Raw genomic sequence first — 23,520 nt, forward strand, 5'->3', positions numbered from 1 at the left:
TCTCATCGTATATTTTGAGAGCTTCTTAATTTAAATCAATAAAAATCTTCTAAGCCCCCATAGCAATAGGATAATTCTTATGAAATCGCTGATTGATCATTTTGATATTGCTTCTTCTAAAGTGCAATCACTTGTACAGGAAACGCTTCATCATGCTGATGATGGAGAACTTTACCTCGAGTATACAGAAAGCGAAGCTCTTTTATTTGATAATGGACAGCTTAAAAACGGCTCATTTCATCAAGATATGGGGTTTGGCCTGCGTGTCGTTGCTGGAGAAGCTACCGGATATGCACATTCTAGTGAATTATCAGCAGCAGCACTCAAGCGTGCCAGTGAAGCTGCTAAAGCTGTTACCTATAATAATCATGCAGGGACTTATAGTATAGCACCTCAACAAACAAACAAAAGACTTTATCAACCGCATAATCCCCTTGATGCTCCATCATTTGAAGAAAAAAGTGCTCTTTTGCAAAAAATTGATGCCTATTTACGTGCTAAAAATAATAAATTGCATCAAGTGACTGTTTCTCTTTCTGGCTCGCTACAACATGTTGAAATTTTACGTGCAGATGGTTATTTGGTTCGTGATATTCGTCCGCTTGTACGACTTTCTATATCTGTGGTCGTAGCTGAAGGCAATCGACGTGAAAATGGTTTTTATGGGTGTGGAGGGCGGCAAACATTTAACCAATTTATTCATGAAGACAATTGGAAAAAAGCTGCGGATGAAGCCTTACGTATGGCTTTAACAAATTTAGAAGCAGAAGCAGCACCTGCTGGATCTTTTGATGTTGTCTTAGCTAACGGATGGCCTGGTGTTATGCTCCATGAAGCCGTAGGTCATGGTTTAGAAGGTGACTTTAACCGTAAAAAAACATCCGCTTTTGCTGGACTTTTAGGACAACAAGTTGCGGCAAAAGGTGTTACAATTGTTGATGATGGAACAATCCCACAACGCCGTGGTTCTCTCACTGTCGATGATGAGGGGACTCCTTCAGGATATAACGTTCTCATTGAAGATGGAAAACTCGTTGGTTTTATGCAAGACAGGCTTAATGGACGACTTATGGGGGGAAAATCAACAGGAAATGGACGGCGTGAATCCTATGCTTATGCCCCAATGCCACGAATGACCAATACAATCATGCTAGGAGGAGATAAAACACCTGAAGAAATTCTTTCTTCACTTAAAAGTGGTATCTATGCTGTTTCATTCGGTGGAGGACAAGTTGATATCACTTCTGGAAAATTCGTCTTTGAATGTACTGAAGCATACCGAGTAGAAAATGGTAAAATTTGTGCACCAATCAAAGGTGCAACTCTTATTGGAAATGGACCGGATGCTATGAAACGTATTACAATGATTGGTAATGATAGTAAACTTGATAATGGTATCGGTATGTGTGGAAAAGCTGGCCAAAATGTCCCTGTTGGTGTTGGTCAACCTCATCTTCGAATCAATAATATGACAATCGGTGGAACTGCGCTGGAGTAAGCTTGCTTATTCCTTCCCAATATTCAATATTTTCCCCTTCTCGTTTATCAAGATGTCCTTGTGAAGAGTGAGCTTTTGCTACAAACATTAATTTATAAAGATAATTGAGCGTTATTCATATTTAAATTAGAACCTTGAATACCGTAAGATTTTCTCATTTTAAATTTGTGTCTGTTAAATTAATCAAAATTATTCGTTTGTACGTTACAAGCAGGGAGAACCGTGTGGAGTGAAACTGTACAAAAAAAGATAAAAACGCCATAATGAACCATCTTAAGTGCCAAGGGCTGTAACAACATTGGGAGTTGGCGAATATTACGATGGTGCCGGCAGACTTAGACATACCTTCTTCATGATACATTCGTTTTTTGTGTGGAGTAACTGTCTTGTATGTTTCATAATAAAGTTTAAAATAAAAAAACTTCCTGTATTCAGTGCTTTCATTCAATAAGAAAAGAAAAAGATTATTATTGTAGATAAATCTTAGAGAGATTTTATAATAATACTCAAATGAACTATGTCAAAAAACTTTCAGGCTAAAGCTTCCAACCTTTCTTCTTTTTATTTTTGCTCAAAACAGCAACAACTTCGACATGTGCTGACCATAAAAATTGATCAATTGGTATGATTTTTTCTACTGTATATCCCCCTGCAACAAGAAAAGATAAATCACGAGCAAATGTAGTAGGATTACACGAAATTGCCACAACACGTGATATTGTTGCCTTTGCCAGTTCATGTACTTGTTGCTCTGCACCAGCACGGGGAGGGTCAAAAACAACACTCTCAAAACACTCAAGTTCCTTTACAGAAAGGGGATGTCGGAAAAGATCACGTTTTTCACAAGTGACCGTTTTTAAACCAATCGCAAAACGTGCTGCTGTATTTAGATTTCTTAATGCATCTTCATTATTTTCTACTGCATGAACATTCATCTTTTTTGCCATACGCAAGGTAAATGTTCCTACCCCTGAAAACAAATCAACAGCATTCTTTGCTTTTTTTAAATGAGTTAAAATAATATTACCCATTATATTTTCAGCTTCACAGGTTGCTTGAAGAAAACCACCAGAAGGAAATTCAACACGAACATCTCCAAAGTAAATCACTGGTTTTTTTTGTTCAACCAAAACTTCACCGTCAACAGATAAACGTGTAATTCCATATGAAAGCGCTGCACTAATCATTTTCTGACGAAGTGTTTCATGGTGTATAACGCAACCATTTAAAGCAACATCTAAACCATTTTGAACGCGTGTTATCGTAATATGAAACCGTTTGACAGAGCTCTTTAAAAAAGCACAGAGCTCTCTGATATTATGCAACTGAGAAATAAGCTCTGGATGGCTTATTGGACATTCCTCAAAAGCCACAATCTCATGAGAGAGATAACGGTTAAAACCAACTTTTTGCCCCTGTGGGGTCATGGATGCTGTTAGAGTAATCCGCCGTCGGCTATAAGGTTTACATTCTATTAAAGGCGAAACAACATCATTAAGTCCATACTTTTTAAGCGCATCAACAACCAATTGTTGTTTCCATACGCGATAAGCATCCATATGCCAATGCTGAAGAGTACATCCTCCACATTCTCCAAAATGCTGACAAAGAGCATCAATGCGTTCTGATGATTTTTCTTTTAATGCTATATATGTTGCATATTTTCCATGAACCGTAATTTCAGCACACTCTCCTGGTAAAGTAAAAGGAACATAAACGAAGCCGTGAGACGTCTTAGCAATACCATAACCATTTGCTCCGATATGATCGATTATGACATTGTCATTCACTCTTGTTTTTCTCCGAATAGTAAATATTCCACGTTGCCATCACCACCTGTAATAGGGGAAGAAATTAAACCTTTTGCACTCCACCCTGTTTGTGTATTTAACCAAGCAAAAAGTGCCTCAGCAGTTTCTTTAGCACTTGATGGATTTAATATTCCTCCCTTACTAAAGTGTTTACGACCAACCTCAAACTGAGGCTTTACCAGTAAAACAGCTTGGGCGCCCTTCTTGGCTAAAGACAAAACGGGAGGCAATGCAAGTTTGAGAGAAATAAAGCTAACATCTGAAACGATAAGATCAATTTCTCGCCCACCTAAATGTTTCTGTTGAAAATCTCTAACATTCAAGCCTTCTAATAACGTTATAGCCCTGTTGCCCAATAAACGTGTATCAAATTGATGATGACCAACATCAACCGCAATGACATGGGCCGCTCCACGTTCTAAGAGAACTTGTGTAAAACCACCTGTTGATGCACCAACATCAATGGCTGTCACTTTATCCGTTATAATTGGAAATGCATCAAGTGCAGCAATCAATTTTAACGCTGCCCGAGAAACATAATTTTGCGCTGGATCACAAACGGTAATCTCTGCATCATCAAAAACGATTTGCCCAGCTTTAAAAACGATTTCTCCGTTAACTTTAACAGTTTGGCGCATAATTGCATCACGTGCGCGTGAACGTGTCGTAAAAAAGTTTTTTTCAACTAAAAGAATATCGAGTCTTTTTCTGGAAGCCATCTCATACTCGAATTTTCTATCCTGTTCGTATCTCGCGTCCCAAAACAGCAAAAACTGTGTTTAAAATACCCATAGCATCAAGTCCGACACGTGAAAGAACTTTTTCTGGTGAACCATGATTCAAATATTCATCAGGAAATTTTAGTGTACGAACTTTCAAACCATGCTCTAAGAGCCCTTCTTGCGCTAAAAATTGTAATATGTGCGCTCCAAATCCACCGATTGCACCTTCCTCAATTGTCACTAATACCTCATGTTCACGAGCCAAACGACACATCAAATCCTTATCTAAAGGTTTTGCAAACCGTGCATCTGCGACTGTTGTAGATAATCCTTCAGCATCCAACGCATCAGCAGCTTGCAACACTTCTAACATCCGCGTTCCAAAACAAACCAAAGCGATCTTATTCCCTTCACGCAGAACACGCCCTTTTCCAATTTCTAATAACTCACCACGTTGCGGTAAATCTATACCAATCCCCTCACCACGCGGATAACGAAAAGAAATTGGTCCCTGATCATAAGCTGCCGCTGTACGCACCATATGCATCAGTTCAAGCTCATCAGAAGGTGCCATAACAACAAACTCAGGAAGAGTGGACAAAAAAACAATATCAAAACTTCCAGCATGTGTTGCACCATCTGCCCCCACAAAACCTGCTCGGTCAATAGCAAAACGTACCGGTAATTTTTGAATTGATACATCATGAATAATTTGATCATAAGCACGCTGTAAAAAAGTAGAATAAATTGCAACAAAAGGCTTATACCCTTCACAAGCAAGTCCTGCCGCAAAAGTTACGGCATGTTGCTCAGCAATACCAACATCAAACATTTTTTCAGGAAATTTTTCTGCAAAAGAATCAAGACCTGTGCCTGTTGGCATCGCTGCTGTTATGCCCACAATCTTATCATCATGGCGCGCTTCTTCTGATAAAGCTTTAGAAAATACCTTGGTATAGGGTAGAATATCGCTTGATGCTTTAACCTGTTTTCCTGTCGTGACATCAAAACGATTAACACCATGATATTTATCAGACGAGGCCTCTGCAGGGGGATATCCCTTTCCCTTATGGGTTACAACATGCACCAAAACAGGACCATTAGGATATTCACGAACATTTTTAAAAACAGGTAATAAATGCCCCAAATTGTGCCCATCTATGGGGCCAACATAATAAAAGCCAAGCTCATCAAATAAAGTTCCCCCAACCAAAAGTCCACGCGCAAATTCCTCTGAACGACGGGCCTTATCCCCAAAAAACTTTGGCAATTTTTCGCTTAACATCTTTACGCGTTCACGCAAATGACGATAAGAAGGACGAGATACTAACCGTGCAAGATGTGCACTCATAGCACCTGTAGGTGGTGCTATAGACATATCGTTATCATTAAGAACAACAATCAAGCGTGCATTCAAAGCACCAGCGTTGTTCATGGCTTCATAAGCCATACCCGCAGACATTGCACCATCACCAATGACAGTTATGATATTGCGCCTTGTCTCTGCTTTCAAAGCACTTGCCACCGCCATGCCAAGCCCCGCTGAAATAGAAGTAGATGAATGCCCCGCTCCAAATGGATCATACACACTTTCTGAACGTTTTGTAAAACCAGATAATCCGCCCTCTTGACGTAATGTGCGAATTTTTTCTCTACGCCCCGTTAAAATCTTGTGCGGATAGGTTTGATGACCAACATCCCAAATAATCCTATCCTCTGGTGTATTAAAAACATAATGTAATGCAACAGTGAGCTCAACAACGCCAAGTCCTGCCCCAAGATGACCACCTGTTACAGAAACCGCATCAATTGTTTCTGCCCGCAACTCATCAGCCAACTGTACCAAATCAGACTCAGGCAATGCCCGCAAATCTTGCGGAAAACAAACACGGTCAAGCACTGGTGTTAAAACATGAGACAAAAAAAACTCCCTCCTGTTACCTTAACTCAAGAGAACGCAACGGTAAAAATACATCTTCTCTACTCTTTTATTGACAGCTTTGCATCTTTTTTACTAAAAAAGACTCTTCTCTATTCGAGAGAATTTATGATTTTTCCCATTTGTAACTTATTTTATAAAAAAGAAATCAATAAAATTTGTTATTCTACACAATAAGGTTATTGCACTGCTTAATCCCGCAACAAATATCCCCAAATATTTAATATTATTGAGCATCAAGTGGTTCTACTCCTTCTGGAGAACCTCCTTCTGAAAGCTGAATTTTTTCAACTTTAGCTTCAGCAACTTTCAAGAGTTTTTCACAATGTTTTTTAAGCGCTTCACCACGTTCATAAATATCAATGGATTGTTCCAAAGGCACATCGCCTCGTTCCAAATTTTCAACAATAACTTCAAGTTGCTTAAGTGCTTGCTCAAAACTTAAGGCTGTAATATCCCCCTCTTGTATCTCTTTTTTCATATGAACCTCAAAAAATATCTATTCTGGATATACGAATTCCAAAATTTTCTAAACCTACATAATGATGCTCTTTAGAAGCATAAACAATAACAGAGCCTATTCCTAAATATTTTAAAATTTGTGATCCTAAACCAATTTTGCGCCATTCTTCTTCGCGTTCAATCGCCTGCACATGGTTTTCTGAACTGTCTTTTGCCATGTTTTGAATACCAATAGTTGATTGTATAACAGATCCTTCACGCAAATAAATAAATACGCCACGTTTCTCTTTTTCCATCATTCTCTGCATCATCACCATAATATCTGAAGATTGACAAAAAACATCACTTATAATGTTTTCATGATGTAAATGCACGGGAATATCCTCACCCTTACAAATATCACCAAAAATAATTGCAATATGCTGAACGGCTTCCCAAGGGAGTTGGTAAATTTTAACAATAGCGGAACCTATAGATGTTTCAATAGGCATTTCTCCAACATGCTTGATCAATATTTCCTTACGTTGGCGATAAGCAATCAAATCTGCAACCGTTATAATATGCAACCGATGTTCTTGTGCAAATTTCGTAATCTGATCGCCATGTTTAATGCTTCCATCATCATTGACTAACTCACCGATAACACCAACCGGCGGCAAATTAGCTAATTTACATAAATCAACAGCAGCCTCCGTGTGACCTGAACGCATGAGCACCCCCCCTTCATGCGCAATCAAAGGAAAAACATGCCCTGGACGAACAAAATCATCCGCACTTGCATTTGAATTGGCAAGATTACGCACCGCTAATGTACGATCGTGCGCTGAAATCCCTGTTGTTATGCCGTGTTTAAAATCAACAGTAACTGTAAACTGCGTCCCATGTGCAGAGTTATTATCTAGTACCATAGGAGAAAGATTAAACCGTTGTGCTTCTTTTTTTGGCATAGGTGTACACACAATACCTGTTGTGTGACGAAGAATAAACGCCATCTTTTCTTCTGTACAATGCGCTGCAGCAACAGTTAAATCTCCCTCATTTTCACGGTCACCATCATCTGTTACCACAACGATTTCACCGCATTCAAAAGCTTTAAGTGCAGAAACAATTTTTTTTTCATCATATGCCATTGTTCACCTTCTCACTCACCCAACTTGACCGCGATGTCTTAGATAATGGTCAGCAATAGCACAAGCAACCATCGCTTCACCAACAGGAACAGCACGAATCCCAACACATGGATCATGACGTCCCTTCGTTATAACGTCTACATCATGACCATCAACATCTATGGAGCGACGAGGGGTTAAAATTGATGAAGTAGGCTTGACCGCAAAACGTGCAATAATTGGCTGTCCACTCGATATTCCCCCTAAAATACCTCCAGCATGATTGGATAAAAAAAGCGGTTTTCCATCATTTCCCATTCGCATTTCATCGGCATTTTCTTCTCCCCTTAAGCGGGCTGCCGCAAAACCATCACCAATTTCCACACCTTTTACCGCATTAATCGACATAAGTAACGAGGCAATATCTTGATCAAGCTTTGCGTAAATAGGGGCTCCTAAACCTGCCGGAACATTTTCTGCAACGATCTCAACAACCGCACCAACAGATGTCCCCTCTTTACGGAGTTCACTGATATAATCACTAAAAATGTGAACCATCTCTGCATCAGCTGTAAAAAAAGGATTATTATTAACTTCTGACCAATCCCAACGATCACGATTAATATTATGAGGACCAATTGCTATCACTGCTCCTCGTACAATCAAACCGGGAACGATTTTACGAGCAAATGCACCAGCTGCAACACGCGCTGCTGTCTCCCGTGCCGAAGCACGTCCCCCACCTCGAAAATCACGAATGCCATATTTAATATCATAAGTATAATCCGCATGTCCTGGACGATATTGATGGGCAATCGAGCTATAATCCTTCGAACGCTGATCTGTGTTTCGAATCAACAGAGAAATTGGTGTACCTGTTGTCACCAATGTCGTTCCATCGTCTTGAACAACAACTCCTGAAAGGACCTCTACTTCATCTGGTTCTCGGCGCTGCGTTGTGTATTTTGATTGTCCTGGTTTGCGTTTATCAAGATAAGCTTGAACTTCTGCAAGAGTAAAAATAATTCCAGGTGGACAACCATCAATGACACAACCAAGAGCAGCACCATGACTTTCACCCCATGTTGTTACACGAAACAAATGACCAAATGTATTATGCGACATGAAAAAAGATCCATTTCTCTGTCAAATATATACAACGATAACGTATGTTGTGTGCTATACACAAGACAACTCTTTTCTCCCAAATACTCTTGGACACCTTAAATTTGGTCAAATTATTGCTGTCTAATAAAATCTTATAAACCAAACTTTATTCTTTAACGACAGAAATGTCTGGTGCATCAACTGCTTTCATACCTATGATATTATAACCCGAATCGACATGATGGACTTCACCGGTAACAGAACGAGACAAATCTGAAAGAAAATAAAGTGCAGAATCACCAACCTCTTCAATTGTTACCGTACGACGTAATGGAGCATTATATTCATTCCATTTTAAAATATAACGAAAATCACCAATACCAGAAGCCGCTAACGTTTTAATTGGTCCAGCAGATATAGCATTAACACGAATATTTTGGGGACCTAAATCTACCGCTAAATATTTCACGCTCGCTTCAAGAGCTGCTTTGGCAACCCCCATTACGTTATAATTGGGAACAACTTTTTCTGCACCATAATAGGTTAGTGTCAAGATTGAACCACCATCTGACATTAATTTCTCTGCACGCTTTGTTAGAGCTGTTAGGGAATAAACGGAAATATTCATGGTCATCATAAAATTTGATTCGCTGATATCAATATAACGACCGCTTAATTCATCTTTATCAGAAAAACCAATAGCATGAACTAAAAAATCGAGTTTTCCCCATTTCTTCTCTATTTCTCTAAAAACCGTATCAATAGAGACACTGTCAGAAACATCACAATGTCCACAAACAAATCCCTTTAATTCTTTAGCCAAAGGCTCAACACGCTTTTTCATTGCTTCACCCTGATAGGTAAAAGCAAGCTCTGCCCCTGCGTTACTTGCCGCTTTAGCGATTCCCCAAGCGATGGAGCGATTATTGGCCAACCCCAAAATTAAACCACGCTTACCGTACAATAAACCATTACCCTTAGCCATCAGCACTGCCCCATTGTTACTTAAAATTGATATTATTCACCTGCCTATGACACAGGTCAACTTTTTCTTCAAGCAATTGGTTTAAAATCAAACAAAAACTACGCTTATATATATAATTTTAAAATTAATCTTGTTGCATTTGTAAAAACTGTTCTAGCGCGGCATTTTCATTTCCCGGCAACATAATACGAACATGCACATAAAGATCATCCCTTGTACCATTTTTTAAACGAAGCCCTTTCCCTTTCAACCGTAACACGCGATCAGAACTTGACCACGCAGGAATCGTTAAAACCACACGTCCCTCCAACGTCTCAACTTCTTCTTTTGCTCCCAAAACAGCATGTTTAAGAGAAACTGGTAAATCAAGATGGAGTGCTCTTCCTTCAACCCGAAAACGAGGATGTTTTTGAATCTGAATGGTTATTAACGCATCTCCTGCTTGCCCGTGAGGTACCGCTTCTCCCTGACCTTTTAAACGAATAATCTGTCCGTCTTCAATATAATCTGGAAGTTTAATTTTTAACTTTTTTCCATTTGGAAAAACAGCCTCCACCTTTTCTGCACCAACCATCTGCTCTAATGTTATGATAAGATTAGCACGAACATGTGCTCCTTGTTGGGAACGGTTATAGTGTGTGGAATTCGAAAAGCTACCACCTCCTCCAAACAGATCACGAAAAATATCACTCGCATCAAAACCTGCACCACCTGAAGAGGAAAAATCAAATCCCTTTGTTCTTCCTGAAAAGGGATTTTGTTTATTGCTAAAATTTTCACCAGCACCATAGGCTTGATAAAGCGGTTTTCCTTCCATATCAATTTCACCGCGGTCAAATTGTGCCTTTTTATCTTTATCACCTATAATTTCATAAGCTTGATTAATTTCAGCAAACTTTTCTTTAGCCTTTGTATCATCTTTATTGTGGTCTGGATGATACTTCTTTGCTAATCTTCTAAATGCCGATTTAATCTCTTGCGATTTTGCGGTACGTGCCACACCCAGAATCGTGTAGGGATCACGCATATTGCCCTCTTTTCAATTTCTTCGTTTTCAAAATATCAACTGATATGTTGTTCAATATCCCTTATAGCTTCATCAGTCTATTCTAGAGAATAATTTCTTCTTTTCTCTTTATATGTCTATCAATAAACTAAAATACCAGATAAAATGAGACATTTATTTAATATAGCTTATTGTAGTCTATGCTAAAGTAAAAATAATTAAACTACCATAGAAATACACGATAGCATTGGCTTTTTGAAAATAAGAAAAAATGGTACTGTAACTTCTTGATGATAAAGTAAATGAGAAAATGCCTCACCCATGCTCACTGATATTTGGAGAAACTATGAGCCCCAAAATACCAACAGATGATCATTTTATGAAAATGCAAAAACCTTTTGAACTTTTCGCAAAGTGGTTTGAAGAGGCAAAGATAAGTGAAATAAATGATCCGAATGCTATGGCATTAGCAACAGTTGACGAAACAGGACTCCCTAATGTTCGTATAGTTCTCCTCAAAGACTACAGTCCCCAAGGATTCGTCTTCTATACCAATTATGAAAGCTGTAAAGGACAAGAACTTTTAAAATCAATGAAAGCATCCTTAGGTTTTCATTGGAAATCGCTCCGTCGTCAAGTCAGAATTAGAGGAATCGTTGAAAAAGTAAGTCAACAGGAAGCCGATGCCTATTTCCAATCGCGACCACGTGGTAGTCGAATTGGTGCATGGGCATCTAAACAATCTCAACCTTTAGACAATCGTTTTGTGCTCGAAAAAGCAATTGCTCAATATACTGCGCGTTATGCTCTAGGTAATATTCCACGACCACCTTATTGGTCTGGGTTTCGTGTTAAACCCCTTTCTATAGAGTTCTGGTGCGATCGCCCATTTCGTTTACATGATCGTCTGCTTTTTATACGAGATTGTGTTGAACACAGCGATTGGAAAAGACAAAAACTTTATCCCTAATCCTTCAAACATCATCGTTATGAAGATTTTTTCTTCCCAACAATTAAAAAAATATTTTTTATTCGAAAAATTCTAAAAGAAGATGATTTATTTTATTTAAATAGAGGAATTTCATTTTCACTGTAAAGGTTAATTGGTAATATTTTCTACTGTATTGCTTAAAAATAGATTAGCAACAAGCTTATTAAAAAAAACATACTGTATTCAGTAGAATACTATGATTTTAGCTAACTTATTTTTAGACCGCAGAATAAAATATCGTCCATATACCCCCACATACTAAACCAGCAAAAATCACAAAACCAATAAGCGAATTAGATTTGAAAAGCCTGAGACATTGTGAACTGTCATCTATATCAATGACTTTAATTTGAATAAACATATGGATACTTGCCACAAAAACCCCAAAAAAACTAAGAACAGGGACTCCAGCTAAATAAAATGCTAGACTAACGAACACCACAAAACCACCATACAAAAATACTAAAGCACGCTTGGTTGCTTTACCAAAGAGAAGAGCCGTAGAACGGACACCAACAGTAACGTCATCTTCTTTATCTTGATGTGCGTAGATTGTATCGTATCCTATGGTCCACAAGATTGATCCCACATAAAGCAAGATTGGTGCCCAGCTTAAACTTCCAAAGACAACAGCCCACCCCATTAATGCCCCCCAATTAAATGCAACGCCTAAAAAAAACTGCGGCCAATATGTTACGCGTTTCATAAAAGGATAAAATGCAACAGCTATCAATGACGAAATACCTAGAAAAAAACTAAACCTATTAAATTGTGATAAAACGCCTAAACCAACCAAACATTGCACAAGTATAAAAACTCTTGCTTGAAACCGACTCACATGACCTGTCGGCAATGGGCGAGAACGTGTTCTTTCTACCTGAGCATCAATTTTATGGTCAATAAGATCATTCCAAGTACATCCTGCCCCTCGCATAGCAATAGATCCCAGAAAAAAAAGAAAAAGATACCAAACCCAATGAAGAAACATTGATAAAAGAGTATCGTAATGCATGTTATAAGAGAAAAAAGCCATTGTTGTTGACCAAAAACAAGGCCACATCAACAATTGCCATCCAATAGGCCGATCCCAACGCGCCAATTGCGCATAAAACCATAAAGAACGGGGAAGGAAGCTGTAGACCCATTGTTTGGAAGATGCATCCATAACCCGTCCTTGGCTATCATAGGACTGAACATGCGCGATATTTTTATTTTTTTTCATCAAATGATTTACCTTTGGTCTTGCGATAGAGACATTTCATTCTTATGAGAAGGGGATGAGATTAATCATCTTTTATGAGAGGAGCAAGCAATGAATATTCTTCTTATTGGCTCAGGTGGACGAGAACATGCTTTAGCATGGAAAATAGCAGCATCACCACTGCTAACAAAGTTATATTGCGCTCCTGGAAATCCTGCAACAACAGAATTTGGTGAAAATATTAATTTAGATATTGATGATCACCCCCTTATTATTAACTTTTGTAAAGCACATTCTATTGATCTTGTAATTGTGGGACCAGAAGCACCATTGGTTGCGGGTATAACAGATTCTCTTAATAGTGCTAACATCTGTGTATTTGGTCCTACTCAAAAAGCTGCTCAACTAGAAGGTTCAAAAGCTTTTACTAAAGATTTATGTCATAAGAATAACATTCCTACAGCAAGTTACCAATGCTTTGATGATGCCGCTAAAGCCAAAGCTTACATTCATCAACAAGGTGTTCCTATTGTCATTAAAGCTGATGGCTTAGCCGCCGGTAAAGGTGTCGTGGTTGCAACAACTATAGAAGAAGCATTTAATGCTGTTGATGCCTGCTTTAAAAGTGCATTTGGAGATGCAGGAAACAAAATTGTTGTAGAATCTTTTCTGGAAGGTGAAGAAGCAAGCTTCTTCTGCCTTTGTGATGGTAAAGTTGCGCTTCCCTTTGGATCTGCTCAAGATCATAAGCGTGTAGGGGATGGAGATACCGGAGCAAATACCGGTGGTATGGGTGCTTATTCACCAGCGCCAATCATGACCCAAGAAACAGTGAATCGTACCCTCAAAGAAATTGTTGAACCAGCTTTAAAAAGCATGAACGAAATGGGAACCCCCTTTAAAGGCATTCTCTTCGTCGGTTTGATGATAACGCAAAAAGGACCTGAATTAATTGAATTTAATGTACGATTTGGTGATCCTGAATGTCAAGTTTTAATGATGCGCCTTAAAGATGATATTCTACCGATTTTTCTTGCCGCTGCTCAAGGAAATCTTGAAAATAAACCTCTTCAGTGGTCTGAAAAAACTGCTCTCACCGTTGTTATGGCTGCTAATGGTTATCCAGACTCTTCCCAAAAAGGAACTGTTATCCGTAACGTTGATAAAGTAAACACTCTTTCCGATGTGAAAGTTTTTCAAGCTGGTACAGCATTGCGAAATGGACAACTCATTGCAAATGGTGGACGTGTTCTCAATATAACAGCAACAGGAAAAACGATTACGCAAGCACAAAAACGTGCTTATGAAGCCGTTGATTATATTGATTGGCCAGAAGGTTTTGTTCGTCATGATATCGGATGGCGAGCCATTGCGCGAGAAGACTAAATCCTTTGAATATTCTTTTTTATGATTTGATTATTTCACGTAAGAGCATGATATACAAATTTTATCATTGTTTTGCATTGATCATAACTTTGAAAAAATGAGTGTGCTTTCCTTTGAACAATCGAATATTGTAAATAGGATATCTACTCATGATAAAATAGGAAAATTTTCTGAATCTGAAGATGTAATATAAAATAATCCTTTTACTGTTGTTTTTATTTTAAACGCATTTTTTCATCATTTTTATAAACACTTTCTTTCTTATAAAATCCTGAGGAAAAATGTATATACTATCATTTCTTTTATTTATCGCGTTTTTAGTGAAATTCCACTTTTACGAAAAATAAAATGTCCAAAAAAGATAGTTATGTTATTCACATACAAATTCTTAAACAATATCTCTCATGCTCATCATTCCCATTTTACGACACTACCTGCAAATAGTATAAATCCATTCTGCCAGCTTTCTGGAATAAAAATAAAAACCTATACCATCATTGTATTTTCCAATTCTCAATATTACGATAACCATTTCTATCTAAATGATTTTTATTATAAAAAAGAGATGAATTAAGAATATTCTGCAATATTCAAAGCTTTCATTCAACATGGAGAAATGTTTTATAAAAAAATTCAAAAACGCTTCCAGTAATCTTCTAATGTTTTAATAATGTGGCAAAAACCCAAAATTATACCGCAAAAAAACAGTTTCTATTGTTATGAAAACCGTTTTTACCTCTCCGAAAAAAGCGTTTAACGTAATTGATTCCTGCTGCAAATGTATGGTGTTAAAAAATTCTTCATTTACAATCATTGACTTTCTCTTTGTTTTTAAGAACCAAAAGTCACACCAAATCCCGTCTGTAAAGGTCTGGATTCTTATTGAGCGGGTTCCTCTTGCTTCCCACTCATATGCTGCACTTACACAAAGACCTACAAGCAAACTTAAGAATATTCGCCATATCTTCTAAAAACAACTTTATGTGTGAAGTTTACATGCCTTATGTTACCTCCCCAAACAACGATGTTTTACAGCACAACAAGATAAATGCTGACGGTCGTACAAAAATAAATGCATGTTAATTTACTGGAGTGCAATTCGATTCGCAATCACCAAACGCAAGCCTAACGGATTTCTATAACGAAGTAAAAAATGCTTTTGTTTAGAATGTGCTGTTGTACCAAAAAATCGATGTAAATCAGAACGATCTTTTACAACCAGAATGCGATTATCTTCATTGATCATAAGCATGGGAAGGCCATAAGTATCCGACCATAACCGCCAATCCAGAAGAACATTATTCAAATCTCTGGAAACCAAAAGCGGTATACAAGCTTCCTCATCGGCATGAAGTAATTCTAATGCAACAGCTCTTTCTCCTGAACGCGTTTTTACGGTACGTGCTGCAATTCCTTGGAAATGATAAGGGGGTATTAAATGCGATAAACTTGAAGGCATATCCGTTTTAAAAAAAACACCACGCTCATTTAACGAACAAATTACCTGATTGCCCGTTTTTGATGAAAAATATGTCGTGGTTTGTGGCAAATGGCACGGATCTAACCGAAACTCAAGCACCGCTTTTGCCTGATTAAAGCATTGATTAGCCATATTATAGTGTCCCAATTTATCTTAAATAATATACACCTTTTAGCAGCTTTTCCTCATTGGATTATTAAAAGTTTGAATAAAAAACAACTGGTTTCTTTTTTGGTTATTAAAATCTAAATGAAAATAAATGATAAAACTTACCATTTTTGAATTATAATATTTTTCCGGGATTCATTATCCCTAAAGGATCGAGCGTTTTCTTAATCCCTTGCATAATTTCCAATGCGACCGATGATTTAAAAGAACGAAGTTCTTCGCGCTTAAGCTGACCGATTCCGTGCTCAGCAGAAAATGCACCTTTATAATCCATCACTAAACTATGAATGCGATGGTTCATTTTTGACCATAACTGCAAGAATACTGTCGTATCAACTCCTACAGGTTGTGTAACATTATAATGCAAATTTCCATCACCCATGTGTCCAAAACAAACCACCCGTGCTCCTGGAGAAATATCTTCAACAATAAGTGCTGCTTCAGCAATAAAATCAGGAATGGAAGCAAGCGGTACTGCAATATCGTGCTTAATGGATCCTCCCACCAACTTTTGTGCCGATGATATACTTTCTCGCAATTGCCAAAAAAAATCTTGCTGTTTTAAAGATTGCGCAATAACTGCATCTTCTATCACCGCATTCTTTAAAGCTTCTTCTAAAATAGTACTCAATACCGATAACGCCTCATCATTGCCTTGCAACGATGAAATGTTCATTAATACATACCATTCATGTTTCTGCTGGAGAAGAGGCTTCTCACACCTCTTATAATCTAAAGCCATTTGCAAACTGAGATTTCCCATGAGCTCAAAACCTGTCAACATCCCTCCTCCATATTCTTGAGCCAGAGATAAAAACTCTAAAGCCTTCGCCGGACTATATAATCCCACCAAGGCAACTGCTTTTCCTTTTATTTTTGGAAAAATCTTCAAAACGGCTGCAGTTATAACGCCTAGCGTACCTTCTGCACCAATAAAAAGATTTTTTAAATCATAACCGCTATTGTCTTTTTTAACAAAACGCAAATCATCTAAAATACGCCCATCCGGTAAAACAACTTCCAAACCAAGACAAAGATCTCGCATATTGCCATAAGCCAAAACAGCTGTCCCTCCAGCGTTCGACGAAAGATTTCCCCCTACTTGGCAAGAACCTTCAGATGCCAAAGAAAGAGGGAAAAAACGACCTGATGCATCCACTTTTTTCTGCAAATCCTGTAAAATAACACCAGCCTCTACAACAACGAAATTTCCTTCAAGATTTATAACTCTAATCTTATTTAATCGCTCCATGGATAAAAGAACGCCCTCTCCTCTTTCATCTGGTTGTTGTCCCCCCACAAGCCCTGTATTTCCCCCCTGTGGCACAATCGGTGTGCGTGTTTTGCTCGCTAACTGCATAATCAATGAAACCTCCGCGCAAGAAGATGGACGTAAAAGTAAAGGTGTTTTTCCATGAAAAAGCCCACGCTCTTCAAGCAAATACGGTGCAATCAACGCTTGATCTGTTATAGCATGCTTAGCACCAACAATTTCCCTAAACCCCTCAATTAATTCCTGCTCCATGTTCATTTCTCCTTTGGAGCCGCAGCCCGTATAAGACGATCATTGATAGCCTCCCCTAATCCGTATAATGGAATAGGTTCTACTGCGATACATCTCACTTTAAATGAATCTAATTCCTTCATATATTGAAATAAATGAGAGGCTGCCTCTTCTAACTGTCCATCTTCGCTAAGATTTAAAATAGAAACGGCATTTTCAGCCCCCATAACACGCTTTGAACCAAATGCTAAAAGCGCTTCACCATTTTCCACCTTTTCTACATTCAAACGAATCGCTGCGTTGGGAGCATAATGCGACTTTAACATCCCTGGAGCTTCAATCGCTGCCCTTTGATCTATCCGTTTGAGTGACTTCCCTACAACTTCTTCAATTTTTTCAGCCGCGAGCCCCCCTGGACGTAAAAGATAAATATCTTCACCACAAATTTTAATAATCGTTGATTCAAGTCCTATTTTAGAAGGTCCTCCATCCAATATCAAAGAAACAGATTCCCCCAAAGAGGTAAAAACAGCCTCAGCAGAAGTAGGACTAAGACGTCCTGATTGATTCGCACTAGGAGCAGCAAGTGGGCGTCCAAAATATTGTACAACTTCCGCAAAACGACTGTCTGGAAAACGAATAGCCAATGTATTCAAACCGGCAGTCGTTAAAGGATGGATATTATGCTGTTCCTTTAAAGGCAAAACCAATGTCAAAGGCCCTGGCCAAAACTCCTCCATTAATTGGCGTGAAAGAAAGTCAATTTTAACATAACGTTGTGCCATTTCGATGCCGCTGACATGCGCAATAAGAGGATTAATTTGCGGACGACCCTTTGTAGAATAAATAGAGGAAATTGCCCTCCCATTGGTCGCATCGCCCGCTAATCCATAAACAGTTTCCGTTGGTAACGCTACTAACTTCCCTTGTTCAAGAAGCGCTATTGCCTCTTTTATCGAAGCGCTATTGAGTGGTAGAATCGTCATGATACATCATTCCTATAACGTTCTTTTAGTGGCGCAAAACTATAACGATGTAATCCTACGATTGGACCATATTTATTAAGAGCTGTACGATGAACTAACGTCGCATATCCTACATGCTTCTCTAAACCATAGCCTTTATAAACTTGTCCTGCACATTCCATCATCCGGTCACGCGTTACCTTCGCAATAATAGATGCGGCTGCAATTGAAATCGAACGCTGATCGCCCTTAATCAACGCAATTGCAGGACAAGATAACCCAGAGGGAATATCACGTCCATCAACAAGGACATAGTGGGCTGGAACAGCTAACCCTATAATACAGCGACGCATTGCTTCCAAAGTTGCTTGTCTAATATTAGATTGATCAATTGTACGAGCGCAAACACTAGCAACTGAAACCGCTAATGCACTTTGCAAGATTTCATGATAAAGTCTACTCCGTTGGAGAAAAGAAAGTTTTTTTGAATCATTTAATCCATCAGGAATATGATCTTTATCCAAGATAACTGCTGCCGTTACCACCGGACCAGCAAGAGGTCCTCGTCCTACTTCATCAACACCGGCTATATGAAAAAAACCCTGTTTCTGCAAATTCAATTCACACGAGAAATTTGGCTGAAGCGGCAAATTAAACATCTTTGATAAATCACAAATACAAACAAATATACACTTATTTCTGTAGCCTGTTTATTTTTTGCAAGCATTACAGTTTTAAATCGCTCTTCAAACATTTAGCGAATTCTTACACAAAAGATAAAAACAAACCATGAGATAAAGAGTATCCTATTATCCATTTTTTCTTCTAAAAAATTATTCTAGCATGTATTCATTTTGTTTAAAAAATAAAAAATAGATTTCTTTAGTTATCCTCTTCATTGTGTATAATAGAATCAGGACAAAATAAAAGTTTTTATTTCTCAAATAGTTCCTAAAGTCATGATCGGTTTTACAAACCAATTTGGGTGCATCGATTTGATAAAAAGAGCTGCTTGTTGCGCTGCTTGTTGATTTTTAAAAATGCCAAAACAAGTTGCCCCCGTTCCAGACATACGAGAAAAAAGAGAGCCACATTCATCTAATACAGATAACACTTCGGCTAACTGAGGTGCCATTTTTAATGCCGGAGAAAAAAGATCATTACGCGTTGCTTGTAAAGCTTCAACCAATGAATCAACAGTCTTTAAAGCGACCGGATCAATTTTTAAAGAAGAATGATGACGCTTTTCTAACGCTTTAAAAACAGCTTGTGTTGAAATCTCTTGTCCATGATTAACCAATACTATTGCTAATGAACAGGCTTCTTTTAGTCGTATAATCTTTTGACCAATCCCTTTAACCAAAAGTGGCTGCTGATATTCCAGTGCAAAAAGACACATGGGTACATCCGCACCAAGAACTAGGCTCATTTTTGCTAATTTTTCATAAGGGCAATCAAGATTCCACTGTTGATGCAACATGCTAATAACCCCAGCAGCATCACCTGAGCCACCACCAATGCCTGAAGCAACAGGTAATGTTTTTACAAGTCGAAAAAAAGCAGGTTGAGCACATTCCGGAAAAGTCTTATGCATAAAATCCCGTGCGCGAATAACCAAATTATCTGAATGAGAAATAAGTCCTTTTGCAAATGGCCCCGTTAAAACAAACTGGTCACTTTCACAAGGCGCATAGTGTAGGCAATCACCACTGAGACTAAAATAAACCAAACTTTCTATTAAATGATAGCCATCAGCACGTTGCCCCACAACATGCAAAGCTAAATTCAATTTAATAGGTGTAAACACATAAGAATGTCTTTGGATCAAAGCTTTTACATTTGATATCATATGACGTAATATTAATCTATACAGAGTTCTTTTACAATGAGCTCCTTTTATCCATCCCTTGTAGCACCCCCCCTATAAACAGCTTGGAATATTCTTACTCGTTTTCTAAACAAATAATAAAGAAGAGTTCTCAATACAAAATAAACCACATGCTCTCATTCGTATCATTTCAAGCCTTTTTTCTTCTACCATCTGTTTTTAGATAAAAACCCTTCTCGAATGATTCGTTGCCTCACAAACCGTAGCGCTGCCAAAGTGCCCGCTCTTCTGCCGCCATTAATGCACTGTCAACTGCTGTATAAACTGTATGAGCTGTTACTCCTGAAGGCGTTTTAGGGCCTAAAAAACTTTTTGGAGGCATAATAAGTCGAAGTTTTGCATCATTACCAAAGCGCTCTTTAATAACAGAACGTACATCATTCAATCCATCAACAAGACCAAGCTCAACGCTTTGTTTTCCACTCCAAAACATTCCTGTAAAGAGATTCGAATCATCTGATAATTTTTCAGCACGCCGTTCTTTAACCAAATCAATAAAAGTTTGATGCACTTCAAGTTGGAGAGATTTCAAATGCTCAATATCCGCCTTTTTTTCTGGCTGAAATGGATCTAATGTAACTTTGTTCTTTCCTGCTGTGTATACACGCCGTTCAATACCAATTTTCTTCAAAAGTTCCGGAAAACCAAAGGAAGCTGAAACCACTCCAATGGAACCAACAATTGAAGAAGGATCTGCAAAAATTTCATCTCCCGCACAAGCAATCATATAACCACCAGATGCTGCTATATCTTCAATAAACACAAGAACCTTTTTATTTTTTTCTTCTGCCAAGTCACGAATACGCTTGAAGATCAAACGCGATTGTACAGGTGAACCACCAGGAGAATTAATAATAAGGGCAACAGCCGGTGACTTTTTGTGTGCGAAAGCCTTCTCTAAAAGATTTGCACACCTACTGAGGGAAAGGGTACGAGATATAGATGCTGATGAATCCATAATTGCTCCTTGAAGGCGCACCACAGGAATTTCAAGTTTATCGGAAGAAAAACGGCGTGGAATAAAACTTTTAATAAAATCCATCAAAACAAAATCTCCTTATAAATTAAGAACAATTAAATAGGAAAGGATAACAAAAAGAAGGACGCAATAATATCCAAAAGCGCCAATTAATCCCCACATGACAAGCAGAAATATAACTTCATCCAAAGTCAAACCTCCCTAATAACAAAGTTTGAACTTTAAATAATAAACTAAAAAACACAAGATACTATTAGAAAAGTTCCCACAAGCTTATATATCCATTATTAATTGCATCAACCCGTGGTGAAAAAGTATGGTCATTATTTTCATGTATCACCAATGCCGGTAAAATAGATAAAGCTGCTCTGCTTCCTCGTTTTGCGTAAAATAAAAGACGAATTGCTGCTGTTTTCGCACGTGCATGCACAGGAATTATACAAATACCACCAAAGCGTCCTTCTAAAGCACGCAAAATATCTGTCAGTGATTGTGGACGCGCAATGAGCCCTAAATATCCACCTGGCTTAACAATTGCTGCTGCAGTCCGCAACCAGTTATCAAACATCGCTTCAGGCATAACGTGTGCTTCAGATTTTTGTTTATCAGGTGTCTTACGATCAGTAGGATTATTAAAAGGTGGATTCATAATCGCAAAATCAAAGCTATTATCTATCAAACCTGCTTTTATACGGGTATTTCCTTTAAAGGTAACATCTGCTTCTAGCAAACAAATGCGACCAGCAAATTGTTTATTTTGTTTTAGCATAAGCGTTTTTTGAGCGTAAGATACCATAAAAGCTGAACGTTCAACTAAGGTAACATGAACTTTCAGACAACGCGAAGCAACAGCCAACCCTGCAGCTCCAGTACCTGCACCTAAATCAACAACCTTGCCCTTTAAATCACTTGGAACCAAACTGGCTAATAACATTGCATCCATTCCAGAACGATGACCATATTTATGGGGTTGAACCAAATAAAATTTTCCGCGGTGAAAACTGTCTATTGTTTCACCACTTTGATTCGCTGCTTTATCCATTTAAAAGCCTAATGCTCACCTTTATACACTGCATTTTTACCATTCAGCTGCTATTTTAAATTTTTTATTATTTCATAACAATAAGATTATACTCGCTAAAGAACATTTCTTGCCAATAACATTCCAAGCTAATACTTTTAAACGACATCAAAAGCTTGAGTCAAAACCAAACCCCCTTTATGTTAATAAATAATATGTCCATTGCAATACTCTAGGAGTAAACACATTGAGTGCAGCTATCAAACCAGAACAAATAAGAAATAATCAAATTTCTCTTCAATCTCTTGTCAATCTTACTCAAAAAGATATGGATTGCGTAGATCAATTTATTCTCTCTATGGCAAAATCAGAGGTTGAGATGATCCCTGAAATTTCTAACCATCTTATTTCATCAGGTGGAAAGCGATTACGCCCAATGATTACGCTCGCTTCTGCTCATATGTTCGGTTATCAAAGTGACGGGCATATAAAACTTGCAACAGCTGTTGAATTTATGCATACAGCAACATTACTACACGATGATGTGATTGACGAAAGTAATTTACGACGTGGAAAATCTACAGCACGGATGATTTGGGGAAATCAAGCAAGTGTACTTGTTGGTGATTTTCTGTTGGGTCAAGCCTTTAAAATGATGGTCGATGTCGGTTCCATAGAAGCGCTCTCTGTCTTAGCCAACGCTGCTGCAATTATTGCTGAAGGAGAAGTTATGCAACTTTCTGCCGCAAAAAATATAAAAACCAGCCCTTCAGAATATCTCAAAATCATCAATGCAAAAACAGCAGCACTTTTTTCAGCAGCCGCTGAAGTAGGACCCATTATTGCTGGCTATGGAAATCAAGAGCGTTCTTCATTACGTGAATATGGAACATCCTTAGGTTTAGCTTTCCAATTAATTGATGATGCACTTGACTATAGCGGTAGTGCTCAAAACTTAGGAAAAAATATAGGGGATGATTTTAGAGAAGGAAAAATCACAATGCCTGTTATTCTCGCATATGAGCGTGGGAATATGGTAGAAAAAGATTTCTGGAAAAAAGCGCTTGAAGATGGCAATAATAATGATGAATCCTTCGCACACGCGCAACACTTAATGGAAAAGTATGATAGTATCACAGATACAATAGAACAAGCACGCATCTATGGAAAATATGCAATTGATGCTCTTGTTCCCATGAATGAAAATCTTGCTTATAATGCTCTCGTTGAGACTGTTGAATTTTGTATTGCGCGCGTAAACTGAATTCTTTGCAAGAATCGCAGTATTTCTCAACAAA

The 23,520-nt window shown here is 38.1% G+C and carries 20 protein-coding genes; 4 read left to right on the plus strand and 16 right to left on the minus strand.

The genetic code is table 11. The features are described from left to right. The first annotated feature begins 79 nt into the window (after positions 1-79). On the plus strand, positions 80-1,498 hold the full coding sequence (gene tldD / locus ACFIKI_RS01900) for a metalloprotease TldD (protein ID WP_375665418.1): 1,419 nt from the start codon (positions 80-82) through the stop codon (positions 1,496-1,498). Positions 1,499-2,034: 536 nt separating this feature from the next. Here the strand turns inward: tldD and ACFIKI_RS01905 are convergent. The 8 genes from ACFIKI_RS01905 to ACFIKI_RS01940 form a co-directional block, all read right to left on the minus strand. Then, on the minus strand, positions 2,035-3,288 hold the full coding sequence (locus ACFIKI_RS01905; protein WP_375665419.1) for a class I SAM-dependent RNA methyltransferase: 1,254 nt from the start codon (positions 3,286-3,288) through the stop codon (positions 2,035-2,037). After that, positions 3,285-4,028, minus strand: coding sequence for a TlyA family RNA methyltransferase (locus ACFIKI_RS01910; protein WP_375665420.1), 744 nt, complete (start codon positions 4,026-4,028; stop codon positions 3,285-3,287). The genes ACFIKI_RS01905 and ACFIKI_RS01910 overlap by 4 nt, the downstream gene beginning before the upstream one ends. A gap of 16 nt (positions 4,029-4,044) precedes the next feature. Beyond that, positions 4,045-5,952, minus strand: a complete 1,908-nt coding sequence (gene dxs, locus ACFIKI_RS01915; RefSeq protein WP_375665421.1) for a 1-deoxy-D-xylulose-5-phosphate synthase — start codon at positions 5,950-5,952, stop codon at positions 4,045-4,047. A gap of 244 nt (positions 5,953-6,196) precedes the next feature. After that, a complete protein-coding gene (locus ACFIKI_RS01920) occupies positions 6,197-6,451 on the minus strand; it encodes an exodeoxyribonuclease VII small subunit (RefSeq protein ID WP_375665422.1) in 255 nt (84 codons plus the stop codon). 7 nt (positions 6,452-6,458) lie between these two features. Further along, positions 6,459-7,562, minus strand: a complete 1,104-nt coding sequence (ribB, locus tag ACFIKI_RS01925) for a 3,4-dihydroxy-2-butanone-4-phosphate synthase (protein WP_375665423.1) — start codon at positions 7,560-7,562, stop codon at positions 6,459-6,461. A 15-nt stretch (positions 7,563-7,577) separates the two neighbouring features. After that, positions 7,578-8,666 carry a chorismate synthase gene (gene aroC / locus ACFIKI_RS01930; RefSeq protein ID WP_375665424.1) on the minus strand — a complete coding sequence of 363 codons (1,089 nt, stop codon included), beginning with the start codon at positions 8,664-8,666 and terminating at the stop codon, positions 7,578-7,580. Between the two features lie 148 nt (positions 8,667-8,814). Then, positions 8,815-9,633 (minus strand): enoyl-ACP reductase FabI, encoded by an 819-nt coding sequence (fabI, locus tag ACFIKI_RS01935; protein WP_375665425.1) that lies wholly within the window; start codon positions 9,631-9,633, stop codon positions 8,815-8,817. Positions 9,634-9,757: 124 nt separating this feature from the next. Next, positions 9,758-10,660, minus strand: coding sequence for a DnaJ C-terminal domain-containing protein (locus tag ACFIKI_RS01940; RefSeq protein ID WP_375665426.1), 903 nt, complete (start codon positions 10,658-10,660; stop codon positions 9,758-9,760). A 325-nt stretch (positions 10,661-10,985) separates the two neighbouring features. Here ACFIKI_RS01940 and pdxH point away from each other — a divergent pair, with 325 nt between their 5' ends. Continuing rightward, entirely contained in the window at positions 10,986-11,609 is a 624-nt protein-coding gene (pdxH, locus tag ACFIKI_RS01945; protein ID WP_375665427.1) for a pyridoxamine 5'-phosphate oxidase, read from the plus strand. A 238-nt stretch (positions 11,610-11,847) separates the two neighbouring features. On the opposite strand, the gene ubiA is transcribed toward pdxH, so the two are convergent. Then, positions 11,848-12,852: a 4-hydroxybenzoate octaprenyltransferase gene (gene ubiA / locus ACFIKI_RS01950; protein WP_375665428.1), complete on the minus strand. Its 1,005-nt coding sequence runs from the start codon at positions 12,850-12,852 to the stop codon at positions 11,848-11,850. A 90-nt stretch (positions 12,853-12,942) separates the two neighbouring features. Between ubiA and purD the strand changes: the two genes are divergently transcribed. After that, positions 12,943-14,217, plus strand: coding sequence for a phosphoribosylamine--glycine ligase (purD, locus tag ACFIKI_RS01955; RefSeq protein WP_375665429.1), 1,275 nt, complete (start codon positions 12,943-12,945; stop codon positions 14,215-14,217). Positions 14,218-15,301: 1,084 nt separating this feature from the next. On the opposite strand, the gene ACFIKI_RS01960 is transcribed toward purD, so the two are convergent. The 7 genes from ACFIKI_RS01960 to ACFIKI_RS01990 all read right to left on the minus strand — a co-directional run bounded on the left by ACFIKI_RS01960 (position 15,302) and on the right by ACFIKI_RS01990 (position 22,243). Next, positions 15,302-15,829, minus strand: coding sequence for a DUF6101 family protein (locus ACFIKI_RS01960; RefSeq protein WP_375665430.1), 528 nt, complete (start codon positions 15,827-15,829; stop codon positions 15,302-15,304). Positions 15,830-15,980: 151 nt separating this feature from the next. Continuing rightward, complete coding sequence (locus ACFIKI_RS01965; RefSeq protein ID WP_375665432.1) at positions 15,981-17,390, minus strand: FAD-binding oxidoreductase; 1,410 nt, start codon at positions 17,388-17,390, stop codon at positions 15,981-15,983. A 2-nt stretch (positions 17,391-17,392) separates the two neighbouring features. Further along, on the minus strand, positions 17,393-18,355 hold the full coding sequence (locus ACFIKI_RS01970) for an L-threonylcarbamoyladenylate synthase (protein ID WP_375665433.1): 963 nt from the start codon (positions 18,353-18,355) through the stop codon (positions 17,393-17,395). Continuing rightward, positions 18,352-18,993 (minus strand): ribonuclease HII, encoded by a 642-nt coding sequence (locus tag ACFIKI_RS01975; RefSeq protein WP_375665434.1) that lies wholly within the window; start codon positions 18,991-18,993, stop codon positions 18,352-18,354. Before ACFIKI_RS01975 ends, ACFIKI_RS01970 begins: the two co-directional genes overlap by 4 nt. Positions 18,994-19,274: 281 nt before the next feature. Beyond that, positions 19,275-20,183 (minus strand): 4-(cytidine 5'-diphospho)-2-C-methyl-D-erythritol kinase, encoded by a 909-nt coding sequence (locus ACFIKI_RS01980; RefSeq protein WP_375665435.1) that lies wholly within the window; start codon positions 20,181-20,183, stop codon positions 19,275-19,277. 232 nt (positions 20,184-20,415) lie between these two features. Beyond that, complete coding sequence (locus ACFIKI_RS01985) at positions 20,416-21,264, minus strand: S49 family peptidase (RefSeq protein WP_375665436.1); 849 nt, start codon at positions 21,262-21,264, stop codon at positions 20,416-20,418. 190 nt (positions 21,265-21,454) lie between these two features. After that, a complete protein-coding gene (locus ACFIKI_RS01990; protein WP_375665437.1) occupies positions 21,455-22,243 on the minus strand; it encodes a tRNA1(Val) (adenine(37)-N6)-methyltransferase in 789 nt (262 codons plus the stop codon). 226 nt (positions 22,244-22,469) lie between these two features. On the opposite strand from ACFIKI_RS01990, the gene ACFIKI_RS01995 reads away from it, so the two are divergent. Continuing rightward, positions 22,470-23,486 (plus strand): polyprenyl synthetase family protein, encoded by a 1,017-nt coding sequence (locus ACFIKI_RS01995; protein WP_375665438.1) that lies wholly within the window; start codon positions 22,470-22,472, stop codon positions 23,484-23,486. Positions 23,487-23,520: the final 34 nt, after the last annotated feature.

The sequence above is a fragment of the Bartonella sp. TT121SHDZB genome (assembly GCF_042193415.1).
GTDB lineage: Bacteria > Pseudomonadota > Alphaproteobacteria > Rhizobiales > Rhizobiaceae > Bartonella.